Annotated in this window: 12 protein-coding genes; 7 read left to right on the top strand and 5 right to left on the bottom strand. The window is 45.3% G+C overall.

Features of this window, described 5'->3' with window-relative positions:
- The first annotated feature begins 143 nt into the window (after nucleotides 1–143).
- Entirely contained in the window at nucleotides 144–899 is a 756-nt protein-coding gene (locus ABIC84_RS21890; RefSeq protein WP_429264936.1) for a 2-phosphosulfolactate phosphatase, read from the top strand.
- 120 nt (nucleotides 900–1,019) lie between these two features.
- On the opposite strand, the gene gltX is transcribed toward ABIC84_RS21890, so the two are convergent.
- The gene (gene gltX, locus ABIC84_RS21885) at nucleotides 1,020–2,543 is read right to left on the bottom strand and encodes a glutamate--tRNA ligase (protein WP_429264935.1); all 1,524 of its coding nucleotides are present in this window, start codon (nucleotides 2,541–2,543) and stop codon (nucleotides 1,020–1,022) included.
- A gap of 169 nt (nucleotides 2,544–2,712) precedes the next feature.
- On the opposite strand from gltX, the gene ABIC84_RS21880 reads away from it, so the two are divergent.
- Entirely contained in the window at nucleotides 2,713–3,930 is a 1,218-nt protein-coding gene (locus ABIC84_RS21880; RefSeq protein WP_426583959.1) for a sensor histidine kinase, read from the top strand.
- Entirely contained in the window at nucleotides 3,905–4,420 is a 516-nt protein-coding gene (locus ABIC84_RS21875; RefSeq protein WP_426583961.1) for a DinB family protein, read from the top strand. Before ABIC84_RS21880 ends, ABIC84_RS21875 begins: the two co-directional genes overlap by 26 nt.
- Nucleotides 4,421–4,583: 163 nt before the next feature.
- On the opposite strand, the gene ABIC84_RS21870 is transcribed toward ABIC84_RS21875, so the two are convergent.
- Complete coding sequence (locus ABIC84_RS21870; RefSeq protein ID WP_274986202.1) at nucleotides 4,584–4,958, bottom strand: DUF6249 domain-containing protein; 375 nt, start codon at nucleotides 4,956–4,958, stop codon at nucleotides 4,584–4,586.
- Between the two features lie 145 nt (nucleotides 4,959–5,103).
- Here ABIC84_RS21870 and pdeM point away from each other — a divergent pair, with 145 nt between their 5' ends.
- The 4 genes from pdeM (at nucleotide 5,104) to ABIC84_RS21850 (ending at nucleotide 9,627) form a co-directional block, all read left to right on the top strand.
- Nucleotides 5,104–5,787, top strand: coding sequence for a ligase-associated DNA damage response endonuclease PdeM (gene pdeM, locus ABIC84_RS21865; protein ID WP_426583963.1), 684 nt, complete (start codon nucleotides 5,104–5,106; stop codon nucleotides 5,785–5,787).
- 181 nt (nucleotides 5,788–5,968) lie between these two features.
- The gene (locus ABIC84_RS21860) at nucleotides 5,969–6,760 is read left to right on the top strand and encodes a succinate dehydrogenase cytochrome b subunit (RefSeq protein ID WP_090530615.1); all 792 of its coding nucleotides are present in this window, start codon (nucleotides 5,969–5,971) and stop codon (nucleotides 6,758–6,760) included.
- 42 nt (nucleotides 6,761–6,802) lie between these two features.
- Complete coding sequence (locus ABIC84_RS21855; protein ID WP_429264934.1) at nucleotides 6,803–8,737, top strand: fumarate reductase/succinate dehydrogenase flavoprotein subunit; 1,935 nt, start codon at nucleotides 6,803–6,805, stop codon at nucleotides 8,735–8,737.
- 104 nt (nucleotides 8,738–8,841) lie between these two features.
- Entirely contained in the window at nucleotides 8,842–9,627 is a 786-nt protein-coding gene (locus ABIC84_RS21850; protein ID WP_429264933.1) for a succinate dehydrogenase/fumarate reductase iron-sulfur subunit, read from the top strand.
- A 182-nt stretch (nucleotides 9,628–9,809) separates the two neighbouring features.
- Here the strand turns inward: ABIC84_RS21850 and ABIC84_RS21845 are convergent, their stop codons facing one another.
- From ABIC84_RS21845 to ABIC84_RS21835, 3 genes are all read right to left on the bottom strand, one after another.
- The gene (locus ABIC84_RS21845) at nucleotides 9,810–10,127 is read right to left on the bottom strand and encodes a 2Fe-2S iron-sulfur cluster-binding protein (protein WP_274986207.1); all 318 of its coding nucleotides are present in this window, start codon (nucleotides 10,125–10,127) and stop codon (nucleotides 9,810–9,812) included.
- A gap of 2 nt (nucleotides 10,128–10,129) precedes the next feature.
- The gene (locus ABIC84_RS21840) at nucleotides 10,130–11,140 is read right to left on the bottom strand and encodes an NAD(P)/FAD-dependent oxidoreductase (RefSeq protein ID WP_429264932.1); all 1,011 of its coding nucleotides are present in this window, start codon (nucleotides 11,138–11,140) and stop codon (nucleotides 10,130–10,132) included.
- 77 nt (nucleotides 11,141–11,217) lie between these two features.
- The gene (locus ABIC84_RS21835; protein WP_429264931.1) at nucleotides 11,218–12,117 is read right to left on the bottom strand and encodes a LysR substrate-binding domain-containing protein; all 900 of its coding nucleotides are present in this window, start codon (nucleotides 12,115–12,117) and stop codon (nucleotides 11,218–11,220) included.
- Nucleotides 12,118–12,628 lie beyond the last annotated feature (511 nt).

Raw genomic sequence — 12,628 nt, 5'->3', positions numbered from 1 at the left:
CGGAGGAAAGAGCGGTTGCAGGGGTGTGTTATACATCGTTTATTGGCGCATATTAACACACCCCTCCACCCCTCTCAAGAGGGGAATCGCGCAGTCCCGGCTTTTTATCTCTTTTGTTATAATTCATTAATTTAAATTAAAAGATGTCTGAAAATACAACTACACAAACTCCCCCTTCAGGGGGCTGGGGGGCACACGTTTGCCTAACCCCTGCATTATTACCACTTTTTAATGTGGAAGAATATATTGTAGTGGTTATTGATATTTTCAGGGCAACATCATCTATATGTTATGGTATTGAAAACGGTGCTGAGGCTATTATACCCGTATCACAAGTTGAGGAGTGTGCCGCGTATAGAGAGAAAGGGCTGGATTACCTTCTTGCCGCCGAACGCGACGGATCGGTAGTGGAAGGGTTTGATTTTGGCAACTCGCCATTTTCGTACACTAAAGAAAAGGTAGCCTGCAAAACAGTTGTGCTAACCACTACAAACGGCACACACGCGCTCCATTTGTCGCGCAGCGCTAAAAAAATTGTTATTGGCTCGTTCCTGAATCTTACTGCTTTAAGCAACTGGCTCAACACGCAAAACGAAAGCGTACTGCTGGTATGCGCCGGCTGGAAAAACAATTTCAACCTGGAAGATACCCTTTTTGCTGGCGCCGTAATTGAACAATTAAAAGATAAAGGATTTGCACTGGACGATGCCGCGATTGCAGCCAACGATCTCTTTCAGGTTGGTAAAAACGACATCAACCAGTATCTCAAAAAAACATCGCATGGCGAACGCCTTAAAAAATTAGGCATCGAAAAAGATATCGAGTTTTGTTTACAGGTTGACTTGACTACCGCCATTCCTGTTTTGGAAGGGGAGAAGCTGGTGAAGTTGGCGGTGTAATAAACACCTACATTAAAAAAACGTCATTGCGAGGAACGAAGCAATCCCCGATTAGCAGGGCCACCCTGTACAGTTTGGGATTGCTTCGTTCCTCACAATGACGTTCTATTTTGATTAGTTTTATTCCGCAGTGAACTCCACAAGCGCCTTTTCAATCCTGCTGATGGTTTCTTCTTTACCAAGCAGGGCAACGATATCAAATACATGCGGGCCAAACTTGCCGCCAACCAGCATAATGCGGAAAGGCAGCATTACATCCCCAACTTTTAAACCTTTTTCTTCGGCAAGGGCTTTGAATTTAGCTTCCAGGTCATGCGCTTCAATAACTGCTTCGTTATTTAGCAAGGCGATAAACGCATGATAAAACTCTGTTTTGGCATCGGTCCATTTTGGTTTTACCGCGTTAAGGTCATATGTCGCGGGCTGCTCAAAAAAGAAGCCTGCCTGCTGATAAAAATCTGGCAATAGCACGCAACGATCTTTGATTAAACCAATAACCTTGGCCAAATACTCATCATCATTAACGTTAACTCCTTTATCCGCAAATACTTTCTTAACTGCCAACTGCAAATCGCCTACTGCCAACTTCTTAATCCACTCGGCATTGAACCATTTGGCTTTCTCAAAGTCAAACTTGGCGCCCGATTTATTAACGCGTTCTATCGAGAATTTTTCTATCAACTCATCAAGCGTAAAAATCTCCTGCTCGGTACCGTCGTTCCAGCCTAACGTAGCCAGCAGGTTCAAAAATGCTTCTGGTAAAAAACCCAACTCACGGAAACCCTGCGTTAACTCACCCGATTTTGCATCGAACCAGTTCATAGCATACACAGGGAAACCCAGGCGGGCGCCATCGCGCTTGCTCAGCTTACCATGACCATCCGGTTTTAGGATTAACGGCAAATGCGCCCATTGGGGCATGTCGGCCTTCCAGCCCAGGTATTCCCAAAGCAGCAAATGTACCGGGGCCGAAGGCAGCCACTCTTCGCCGCGAAAAGCATGCGTGATCTTCATCAGGTAATCATCAACCACAACGGCCAGGTGGTAGGTAGGCATGCCATCGGCTTTTAATAACACTTTATCATCAACCAGGCCGGTTTCAAAGCTCACATATCCGCGGATCATGTCATTGAAACTCACAGTTTCACCCTCCGGCATTTTAATGCGGATCACGTGCGGCGTACCGGCAGCAAGCAAGGCATCAACCTCGTGCTGAGGCAATGAAAGCGAGTTTCTTAGGGTATGGCGATAGGCCAGGCCGTACTGAAAATTGGGGATTTCCTTCCGGTTTTTGTCCAGCTCTTCGGCGGTATCAAAGGCATAATAAGCATGCCCTTCCATAACCAGGCGTTCGGCATATTCGCGGTAAAGTGGTTTACGCTCGCTTTGGCGATATGGCGCGTAAGGACCGCCGGCAACCGGGCTTTCGTCGGGGTGAAGGCCGCACCATTTAAGGCAATCTAAAATATATTCTTCGGCACCTTCCACATAGCGGGTTTGGTCGGTATCCTCAATTCGCAAAACAAAATCACCGCCATGTTTTTTGGCGAATAAATAATTGAACAACACGGTGCGCACGCCGCCAAGATGTAAACCACCTGTAGGGCTTGGCGCAAAACGGACTCTTACTTTTTTATCGGTCATGATGGGGGCAAAGATATGTTATTAAGCGCAAAGCTTATAGTTCATAGATCATGGTTCATGGCATTATAAAAGAAATGGCGCTGCTATGAACAATGATCCATCAACTATGAACTACTAACAAAAATTATATTTTACAAAGCAATTTTACGTTATTTGGGCTGTGCCCAGCATGAACCCATATCAACAGAAAAAACGTTGGAAATATTTGCTCCTTGCCTTTGCAGTGGTAATTGCCAGCGGTTCGTTATTTTACACCAGCTACCTGGTAAAAAACATTGCCCGTTCTGAGCGTACCCGTGCCCAGGTTTGGGCCATGACTATGAGGCAGTTACTAAACTCAGACGATGACGATTTTTTTAGTTATGTAATTTCTGTTCGTGACAGTTTAACCGTCCCCGCAATTATCACCGACGAAAAAGGCGAAATTATTCTATGGCGCGGATTAGACACCACCAAAACCTACAACAAGCTCGAAGCCGAGAATAAAAAAGGAAAAAAATACGACCCAACATATTTTGAGAATGAGCTGCAATACATGAAAGGCCAGCACGCCCCCATAAAGTACAAAGTTTTGGGCGACGACAATTATGTTTACTATAAAGATTCTCCTTTACTTACGCAGCTCCGGCTGTTTCCCTACGTACAGCTTACAGTAATTGCTATATTTCTATTGATGGCTTATACCGCCTTCAGTTCCTCACGTAAATCGGAACAGGACCAGGTTTGGGTGGGCCTGGCCAAAGAAACAGCACACCAGTTGGGTACGCCTATATCATCGCTCATGGCCTGGATTGAGCTAATGAAGGAAAAATTCCATGCCGAAGACGATGTTCTGATGGCGGAAATGGAAAACGACGTAAAGCGCCTTGAAATTGTGGCCGACCGTTTTTCGAAGATCGGATCCAAACCGGTACTGGAGGAGCACGGGGTTTATGCTGTAGTGAAAGATTTTGTTGATTACTTCAAAGTTCGTGTCAGCAAAAACATCAGCTTTGAAATGACGGGTAATCCGCACCTCAAGGCCGGGCTCAATATTCCGCTGTTTGACTGGGTACTGGAAAATTTGTTAAAAAATGCTGTTAACGCCATTGAGGGCAAGGGTAACATTAAGGTTGAGATTAGTGGCAACAAGGTTAAGAACCAGATTTTTATTGATATTACAGATACCGGCAAAGGCATTCCGCGCTCTAAGTTTGACACTGTTTTTCAGCCTGGCTATACCACTCGTAAACGCGGCTGGGGGCTGGGTTTGTCGCTCACCAAACGGATCATGGAGAACTACCATAACGGGCAGGTTTTTGTAAAAGATTCGGAAATAGGTAAAGGAACAACTTTCAGGATAGTACTAAAAAACACGCGCAATGATAACAAAACCAGAACCAGGTGATTATTCACCATTTGCAGCGGGATATGTGGGCCTTGTTGGCGACAATGATGTAATTAACATGCTTGAACAGCAAATGGATACCAGTTACCAGCTATTCAGAGGTTTAACCGATGAGCAGGGATTGTATGCTTATGCACCCGGCAAATGGACAGTTAAGCAGGCATTGGGCCATATGATTGATACCGAACGTACCTTTGCCTATCGTGCCCTCGTATTTTCGCGCAATCATATCGAGCTGCCAGGCTTTGACCAGGATGTTTATGTTAATAATGCCGATTTTAACAGCCAAAATATACAAGACCTCGCCGAAGAGTTCCGTGCATTGCGCCAGGCAAACCTTTATATGATTAAAGCATTCAGCGATGAGCAGCTAAATCGTAACGGTATTGCCAGCAACCATTTGTTTACTGTTGCGGCATTTGTATTTATGCTGGCCGGCCATGAGCGCCATCATTTAAATTTATTTAAAGAGCGGTACGGGATAGGGTAAGGTATTACATTATATAACGTGTCGTAACCAGTGGGGAGAATTTTTATTCTTAGTGAGGAGACGGCAAGATCGTTAAAGATAAAGACTTACGAAGTTCTTTTTAAACTTCGTAAGCCTGAGCTCCGCAATTTGCGAGAGTAAAAGAGAAGCCGTAGCTATTTTTTTATTTCTCTTTGTACAATTCTTCTTTATCCAGCACTTCTCTTTTCTCGATGCGGTATGATAAAAACAAGCCCGCCCCTCCAAAAATAGCGATCAGTGATACATATAAAAAGAAAACATCATCGTCAAAGCTATTGAATATGCCCCGGTTTAAAACATAGGCTAAAAACAAGCCGATACCAGAACCAATGAGCAGCAAACCCCATTTTAAATTTTGATAAGGAGCCGATTGTGGCTTATAACTCCTTGGATCCATGTTTCGTTCTATCATTGCTAATTTCTCCCGTTTGTTTAAGTAAACGATGCCGAAGATCATCGCGAATAAGCTGAGGGGTATTATTATTCCGGCTAATACGCCCAATTGTCCAGGTCCCATAATATTTGTTTTTTTAATTAAGTTAATACTGTTTTTTCTCTCTGTAAACACGCCACTGCGGTGTATTTGTAAGCTATGACCACATGTTTTTTAAACAGGTTACACCCTGATTGAAAAAAATTATTACTCCCTTTTAGGAGGGCGGATGGCATTTATTAACTTTGCTTTAATGATAAGTGCGGCTACTCCTTTTAACCTGCTGGGTCAGGATCTTTTATTATTACCACAAAAAGCTATTTACTGGCAGCAGCAAAGCGCCCTGATAATTGCCGATGTGCATTTGGGCAAAGTGGGCCATTTCCGTAAAGCGGGTATAGCTATACCGCGGGATATGGAGCAAAGCGACCTGGCCGTACTTTCTGATCTTATTTATGAACACAAGCCGGAAAAGTTAATTTTTTTGGGCGATCTGTTCCACAGCGATATAAATAACGATTGGGATTGGTTTATCCTTTGGCGCAGCCAGTTCCCCGCGTTAAAGATCATCCTGGTCCGCGGCAACCATGATATCATTGCAGATAAGCATTATCATAACCTGAATATCGAGCTGCATGACGAACTGTTGATCGGCCCTTTCCTCATGATGCACCACCCGCTTGCCAATGACGGGGACGAAAAAGCGGGTTACGTTTTTTGTGGGCATATCCATCCAGGGGTAAACTTAAGCGGCCGGGCACGTCAAAGTATTACATTGCCCTGCTTTGCCTTCGGCAATAAACAGGGAATTTTACCATCCTTCGGAAAATTTACCGGGCGGGTAGCTATCCGGAGCCTTCAAAACGACAGGATCTTTGCCGTTTTGAAAGATAAAGTTGTGGCTATAGCCTGATTTTCATCTACAAAATGTACTGAATTCATCAATTTCCCTGTCATCGTATTGTATTTGGATGTTGAATACCAGGGCATTATTTTAGATTGATTCTAAATAGCTTTTTGGTCTCCAATAAGCCAAAACCTCTTCTATGTTTTGTTATTTAATAAATACTTTTGCCTAATAAATCCAATTCATAATGAGCGAATTCAAACAAACCTTAAACTCGTCGCTGGGCAAAAAGCTGATCATGGCTTTAACAGGCTTGTTTCTGTGTACCTTTTTAATTGTGCACGTAGGCGGCAACCTGTTGTTGTTTAACAACGATAACGGTTTCAGTTTTAACGTGTATGCCAACTTCCTTACGCATTTTCCGCCTATTGAAGTTATAGCATACCTGTTGTACCTTTCCATTTTAGTGCATGCACTATACGGTTTGATCCTGACTGTCAAGAACCGTAAAGCCCGCCCTGTACGTTATGCGGTAGCGGCAAAATCTGATGCCTCATGGTCATCAAAAAACATGGGCCTGCTTGGTTCAGTCCTGTTCCTGTTCATAGTTATCCACATGGGCGATTTCTGGTTCCGTTACCATAACGACAAAACCATGGGCTTTAAAGAGTACCGTACCGATTTGGCAACAGGCGAAACAAAGGTTAGCGATTACACACCGGCCAATGCCGAATTCAGCCACTCGGTATCAACCGAAAACAATGTGGAAGTTGTAAGGGTAAAAGACCTGCACGCGCGTGTTGCTTACAGTTTCAGCAACATTATCTACGTTATTTTTTACGTAATAGCCATGGGTGCTGTAGCATTTCACTTGTTACATGGTTTCCAGAGCGCGTTCCGTACGCTGGGCTGGGTACACCGTAAATATACACCGGTAGTTTACTTTATTGGTACATGGCTGTTTGCAGTTATCATTCCGCTGCTTTTTGCCGCCATGCCGGTTTATTATTACTATTTATCAACCCAGGGAGCTCACTAAGTTTAGCTGGCCAAAAGCCACAAACATAAATACAAAGAAGAGATGACATTAGATGCTAAAATTCCTCAAGGCCCATTAGCCGAAAAATGGAGCAAGCATAAATTTGATCTGAAGCTGGTTAACCCCGCCAACAAGCGTAAATACGATATCATCATTGTAGGTACCGGTTTGGCAGGCGCTTCGGCAGCTGCCACTTTAGGCGAGCTGGGTTACAACGTTAAGGCATTTTGTTTCCAGGACAGCCCCCGCCGTGCGCACTCTATCGCAGCACAGGGTGGTATCAATGCCGCTAAAAACTATCAAAACGACGGCGACAGCGTTTTCCGTTTATTTTACGATACTATTAAAGGTGGTGATTACCGCGCCCGCGAAGCCAACGTTCACCGTTTGGCCGAGGTTTCGGTAAACATCATTGACCAGTGCGTTGCACAAGGTGTACCTTTCGCCCGCGAATACGGCGGCTTGTTAGACAACCGTTCATTCGGTGGTTCGCAGGTATCGCGTACATTTTACGCGAGGGGCCAAACAGGGCAACAATTATTATTAGGTGCTTACTCTGCCCTTAACCGCCAGATCCATGCCGGTAAAGTAAAAATGTACACCCGCCATGAAATGCTTGACGTGGTAACTATCGACGGTCATGCCAAAGGTATTGTTACCCGTAACATGCTTACCGGCGCTATCGATACACATGCCGGCCATGCGGTATTATTGTGTACAGGCGGCTACAGCAACGTGTTCTACCTGTCAACAAACGCTATAGGCTCAAATGTAACGGCAGCCTGGAGGGCACACAAACGTGGCGCTTTCTTCGGTAACCCTTGCTATACTCAAATTCACCCAACCTGTATCCCGGTAACCGGCGATCACCAGTCTAAGTTAACGCTGATGTCTGAATCATTGCGTAACGACGGCCGTGTATGGGCTCCTAAAACTGTTGAAATTGCCGAGCAACTGCGCAAAGGCACTTTGAAAGCAGACCAGGTTAAAGAAGATGACCGCGATTATTTCCTTGAGCGTAAATATCCGGCTTTCGGTAACCTTGTCCCTCGTGACGTGGCTTCACGTAACGCCAAGGAAATGGTTGAAGAAGGCAGAGGCGTAGGAGGTTCTGGTTTTGCAGTATTCCTTGACTTTGCCGACGCGATTAAGCGCCTGGGCGAAGAAACCGTTAAAGCCAAATACGGTAACCTGTTTGATATGTACATCCAGATCACCGACGAGAACCCATATAAACAACCAATGCGTATTTACCCTGCGGTTCACTATACCATGGGCGGCCTTTGGGTTGATTATAACCTGAGTACTACCATTCCGGGTTTATATGCTTTAGGTGAGTGTAATTTCTCCGATCACGGTGCTAACCGCCTTGGCGCATCTGCATTGATGCAGGGTTTATCTGACGGTTACTTTGTGATCCCCTATACACTTGGCGATTACCTGGCTAAGATTGGTCCTAAAAAGGTTGACACCAACCACCCGGCGTTTGAAAAAACCAGGCAGGATGTAATTGCCCACGTAAACAAATTATTGTCGTTAAAAGGCACTAAAACCACTAACGAATACCACCGCGAACTTGGCCACATTATGTGGGAGTACTGCGGTATGGCCCGTACCGAGGAAGGCCTGAAAAAAGCCAAAGACCTGATCCAGGCTTTGAAAGCCGATTTCTGGAAAAATGCTATCGTAACCGGCGAAAACGAAGAAGTGAACGCTTCGTTAGAAAGAGCTGGTCGCGTGGCCGATTTCATTGAACTTGGCGAGCTGATGATAGATGACGCTTTAATGCGTAAAGAATCATGCGGTGGCCACTTCAGGGTTGAATCACAAACTGCCGATGGTGAAGCACTTCGCGATGACGAAAACTTCGCGTTTGTTGCCGCCTGGGAGTTCAAAGGCGAGAACCAACCGGAAGAGTTACATAAAGAGCAACTGACATTTGAAGCAGTTCATTTATCACAACGTAATTATGCATAGTGATTGGTTGATTAGGAGAATGGTTGATTAAGTTAAACCCATTTCTCCAATCATCTATTCACTCAATCAACAAAAAATAACGATAACTCAAATCTAAAACAAAGATGAGTAACGGAAATATGAACCTGACGCTTAAAGTATGGCGTCAAAAAAATGCTCAAACCCCGGGTAAATTCGTAAGCTACAAAGCTGAAAACATTTCGCCCGACATGTCGTTCCTTGAAATGCTCGACGTGGTAAACGAAAGCCTGACCCATAAAGGCGATGAGCCAATTAACTTTGACCACGACTGCCGCGAAGGCATCTGCGGGATGTGTTCATTATATATCAACGGTCACCCGCACGGACCAAAACGCGGTATCACTACCTGCCAGCTGCACATGCGTACCTTTAACGACGGTGAAACCATCACTATCGAACCATGGCGCGCTCAGGCATTCCCAATTGTTAAAGACTTAGCGGTTGACCGCTCTGCCTTCGATAGGATCCAACAAGCTGGTGGCTATGTTTCGGTAAACACCGGTGGTGTACCTGATGGTAACGCTATCCCAATCCCTAAAGTTATTGCTGATGAAGCTTTCAACTCGGCTACCTGTATTGGTTGCGGTGCCTGCGTTGCTGCCTGTAAAAATGCCTCGGCTATGTTGTTCGTATCGGCTAAGATCACCCAGTTAGGCTTATTACCGCAAGGTCAGCCGGAGCGCTACCGTCGCGTGCAATCAATGGTTGCCCAGATGGACGAGGAAGGTTTTGGCAGCTGCACCAACACCGGTGCCTGCGAAGCCGAGTGCCCTAAGGAAATTAAATTGACCAACATTGCCCGCATGAACAACGACTATTTTAGCGCGAAACTGTTCAGGGAAGAAGAAGTACACGAGCAAGGTCATTAATTGATCTTCTGTTAGGATATAGTAAACGGCCCGGCTTGTCCGGGCCGTTTTATGTTTTATTCAGTAGTTGTTAAAACGGGTTTAAATAAAGTAAGACAATAAAAACGCTCATCCGTTTTTGGAAATAAGCATACAAATCTTTTTTTATCCGGCTTAAGACTTAAAACTTAAGACTTTCGACTTTACTCCTCTCCCACCAGCTTAAATACCATCCCATCCATGTCTTCGGAGATCCTGATCTGGCAGGCCAACCGACTTGCGGGTGGAGCGTAGGGGAGCGTATCCAATACGTCGAGCTCGGTATCCGTAGCAGTAAAATATTCTTCGGGCCCTTCTATCACCTGTACATGACAGGTAGCACAAAGCGCCATGCCGCCGCAGGTAGCCAGTATATCGTACTCGGATGCCTTCAGTACTTCCATCAGGCTCAGGTTTATGCCTTCCGGAATTTCAACGGGCCTGCTGCCGCCATCGCGGTCAATTATGGTTAAATTTATCATGGCTAAAAAGCGCTTACACCGTAAACGGTGGTGTATTTAAAACTCAGTTTTTGCTCCGGGTAAACATATTTGAAAGCACTTTGGGCCATTAAGGCACTTTCATGAAAACCGCAGAGTATCAGCTTAAGCTTACCCGGGTAGGTATTGATATCGCCAATGGCATAAATGCGTTCAATATTGGTGCTGTAATCAACTGTATTTACCGCGATGGCTGATCTGTCGATATTCAAACCCCAGTCTGCAATAGGGCCAAGCTTAGGGCTAAGGCCAAATAAAGGAATGAGGTGGTCGGCTTCAATATGGCTTACCTGCTGGTCCCGGTCAAGCAGGGTGATCTCCCGCAGGCAGTCATCGCCGGTTAAGGCAACTACATTTGATTTAAGGATCAGGTCGATTTTGCCTTCCCTGGCCAGTTCAAATACCTTTTCGGCACTATCAGGTGCTCCGCGAAAAGTGTCCCCCCGATGGACCAGTGTAACCCGCTCGGCTACATTGCTCAGAAAGATAGCCCAGTCCAGGGCGGAATCGCCGCCACCTGCAAGCACCACTTTTTTATCACGAAAATGTTCGGGATTTTTCACCATATAGGCTACGCCTTTTCCCTCAAAATCCGTAAGGCGGTCAATTTCCGGTTTGCGGGGTTCAAAACAGCCAAGGCCGCCGGCAATTACTACTACCTGGCAATGAACGGTTGTGCCGTCGTTAGTAATGATGTCATAGGAACCGTCATCATTGCGTTGCAGGTTTTCTACCCGCTCGCCCAAACTAAAGGTGGGGTGAAACGGGGCTATCTGCAGCATCAAATTATCCACCAGTTGCTGTGCGGTAACATCAGGATAACCGGGAATATCATAAATAGGTTTATGCGGATAGATTTCGGAAAGCTGGCCGCCAACCTGTGGCAGCACATCGATAAGATGGCAGCGCATTTTTAGCAGCCCGGCTTCAAAAACAGCAAATAAACCAACAGGTCCCGCGCCTATAATGCAGATATCGGTAGTAATTTTTTCCATGTATGATCGCCTTTGATTCAGCAATCAAATTTGCCGCTAAACTAACTGGCAATCAAATGATATAAAGTAATATGAGATTACTTTAAGTTATAATTGGCAAGGCAAAAACGTTTAAATAACTCTATCAGCTTGCTGTGTTTGCCATGCAATTGTATGAACTGAAAAGTGCGGAAAATCTCTAATCCTTTAACATCAATAATGGTGAGCTCGTTGTATTTTAACTCGCTTACTACCGATTGGATGGAGAGAAATGTTGCTGTTTCTGAGTATAAAAGATATTGTTTTATGGCGATACTGCTCTCCAGTTGAATCTCGATGTTCAGGTCTTTAGGGTTGATTTGCACGGCGGCCAGGGCATTGAAGATAACATCCAGGGTGCCCGATCCGGCTTCCCTTAAAACCAAGGGAATGGCAGGCAATTGTTTGGGTGTGATCTCGGTCTTTTTGGATAACTTATTGTTAGCGCTGGTCACCAGTACAATTTCATCTTTAATAAAATCGGTATAGGATAATTGCGGCGAATGGGCAGCCCCTTCTACAATGGCAATATCTATTTTTTCGGCTAACACCAGCTGGGAGATCTGATCGGTATTGGCCTGGATAAAATTGAAAGTAACCTTGGGATATGTTTTTTTAAACATGGCCAGCAGCTTGGGCAAAATAGTTTGCGCCACGGTGGTACTGGCCCCTATGTGCAGCGTACCAGCCTCCAGGGTATTAAGCTGGGCCAGTTCAGTTTCCAGGTCGGTGTAGGTTTGAAAAATTTTCTCGGCGTATTTTTCAAGGATCTTGCCGGCGGCGGTAAGGGAAATATTATTGCCGTTTCGTTTAAACAACTGTACACTGAGTTGCTGCTCCAGTTCCTTGATATGTTTGGTGACCGCCGGCTGGGTAATAAACAGTTCGGATGCAGCTTTGGTAAAGCTTAACCGCTGTGCTACCGTATAAAAAACCTTCAGCCTGAAATCAAATATCATTGGGCCAATTTAGGAATAAATAGTTTATCCGGCATGGCATTGTGAGTAAGCATAAAGGCAACCTGAAAAAATAGCTATGACATAAGGAATTTATTTTAAGGATGTTGTGCGAGGGCAGCGTTAGGGATTGCAGTGTAAAGCCCACAGCGTGGATTGGGATTGTGGGAAGGAAAAGCGAGGACTTGTAACGGAAAGCCCGGGCCGCAGGCAACGCCCAGCCTATAAAACAGGTCGGAAAACACACTTAGTAATCAATAACCTACAATTATGTCATTATGCAGCGCGGCATCGCGTACTATACACGGCGGCTATGCGTCCGTGCGATTGCCACGCTGCTTAATGACATAATTAAAAAATGGGGTCATGCTGAGCCTGTCGAAGCATAGCGGGTGGGCCTCTGCGCGCGTCCTTCGACAGGCTACCCATGACAAGATAAAAAATGTGGTTTTTCGCAGCAGATCAGCTTCGGGTGAAAACGAGCAGAACGATGCTGGGCGGTGCGGCTGCAGGG

The organism is Mucilaginibacter sp. 3215 (genome assembly GCF_050433785.1).
Taxonomy (GTDB): domain Bacteria; phylum Bacteroidota; class Bacteroidia; order Sphingobacteriales; family Sphingobacteriaceae; genus Mucilaginibacter.
This window is presented reverse-complemented; position numbering and strand designations above follow the sequence as displayed.

Excerpts from the sequence above, each read along its gene's own strand:
- ABIC84_RS21860 (WP_090530615.1), top strand. The coding sequence starts at position 5,969 with ATGAGCGAATTCAAACAAACCTTAAACTCGTCGCTGGGCAAAAAGCTG.
- ABIC84_RS21855 (WP_429264934.1), top strand. The coding sequence starts at position 6,803 with ATGACATTAGATGCTAAAATTCCTCAAGGCCCATTAGCCGAAAAATGG.
- ABIC84_RS21875 (WP_426583961.1), top strand. The coding sequence starts at position 3,905 with ATGATAACAAAACCAGAACCAGGTGATTATTCACCATTTGCAGCGGGA.
- ABIC84_RS21845 (WP_274986207.1), bottom strand. The coding sequence starts at position 10,127 with ATGATAAATTTAACCATAATTGACCGCGATGGCGGCAGCAGGCCCGTT.
- gltX (WP_429264935.1), bottom strand. The coding sequence starts at position 2,543 with ATGACCGATAAAAAAGTAAGAGTCCGTTTTGCGCCAAGCCCTACAGGT.
- ABIC84_RS21840 (WP_429264932.1), bottom strand. The coding sequence starts at position 11,140 with ATGGAAAAAATTACTACCGATATCTGCATTATAGGCGCGGGACCTGTT.
- ABIC84_RS21870 (WP_274986202.1), bottom strand. The coding sequence starts at position 4,958 with ATGGGACCTGGACAATTGGGCGTATTAGCCGGAATAATAATACCCCTC.
- ABIC84_RS21880 (WP_426583959.1), top strand. The coding sequence starts at position 2,713 with ATGAACCCATATCAACAGAAAAAACGTTGGAAATATTTGCTCCTTGCC.
- ABIC84_RS21850 (WP_429264933.1), top strand. The coding sequence starts at position 8,842 with ATGAGTAACGGAAATATGAACCTGACGCTTAAAGTATGGCGTCAAAAA.
- pdeM (WP_426583963.1), top strand. The coding sequence starts at position 5,104 with ATGGCATTTATTAACTTTGCTTTAATGATAAGTGCGGCTACTCCTTTT.
- ABIC84_RS21835 (WP_429264931.1), bottom strand. The coding sequence starts at position 12,117 with ATGATATTTGATTTCAGGCTGAAGGTTTTTTATACGGTAGCACAGCGG.
- ABIC84_RS21890 (WP_429264936.1), top strand. The coding sequence starts at position 144 with ATGTCTGAAAATACAACTACACAAACTCCCCCTTCAGGGGGCTGGGGG.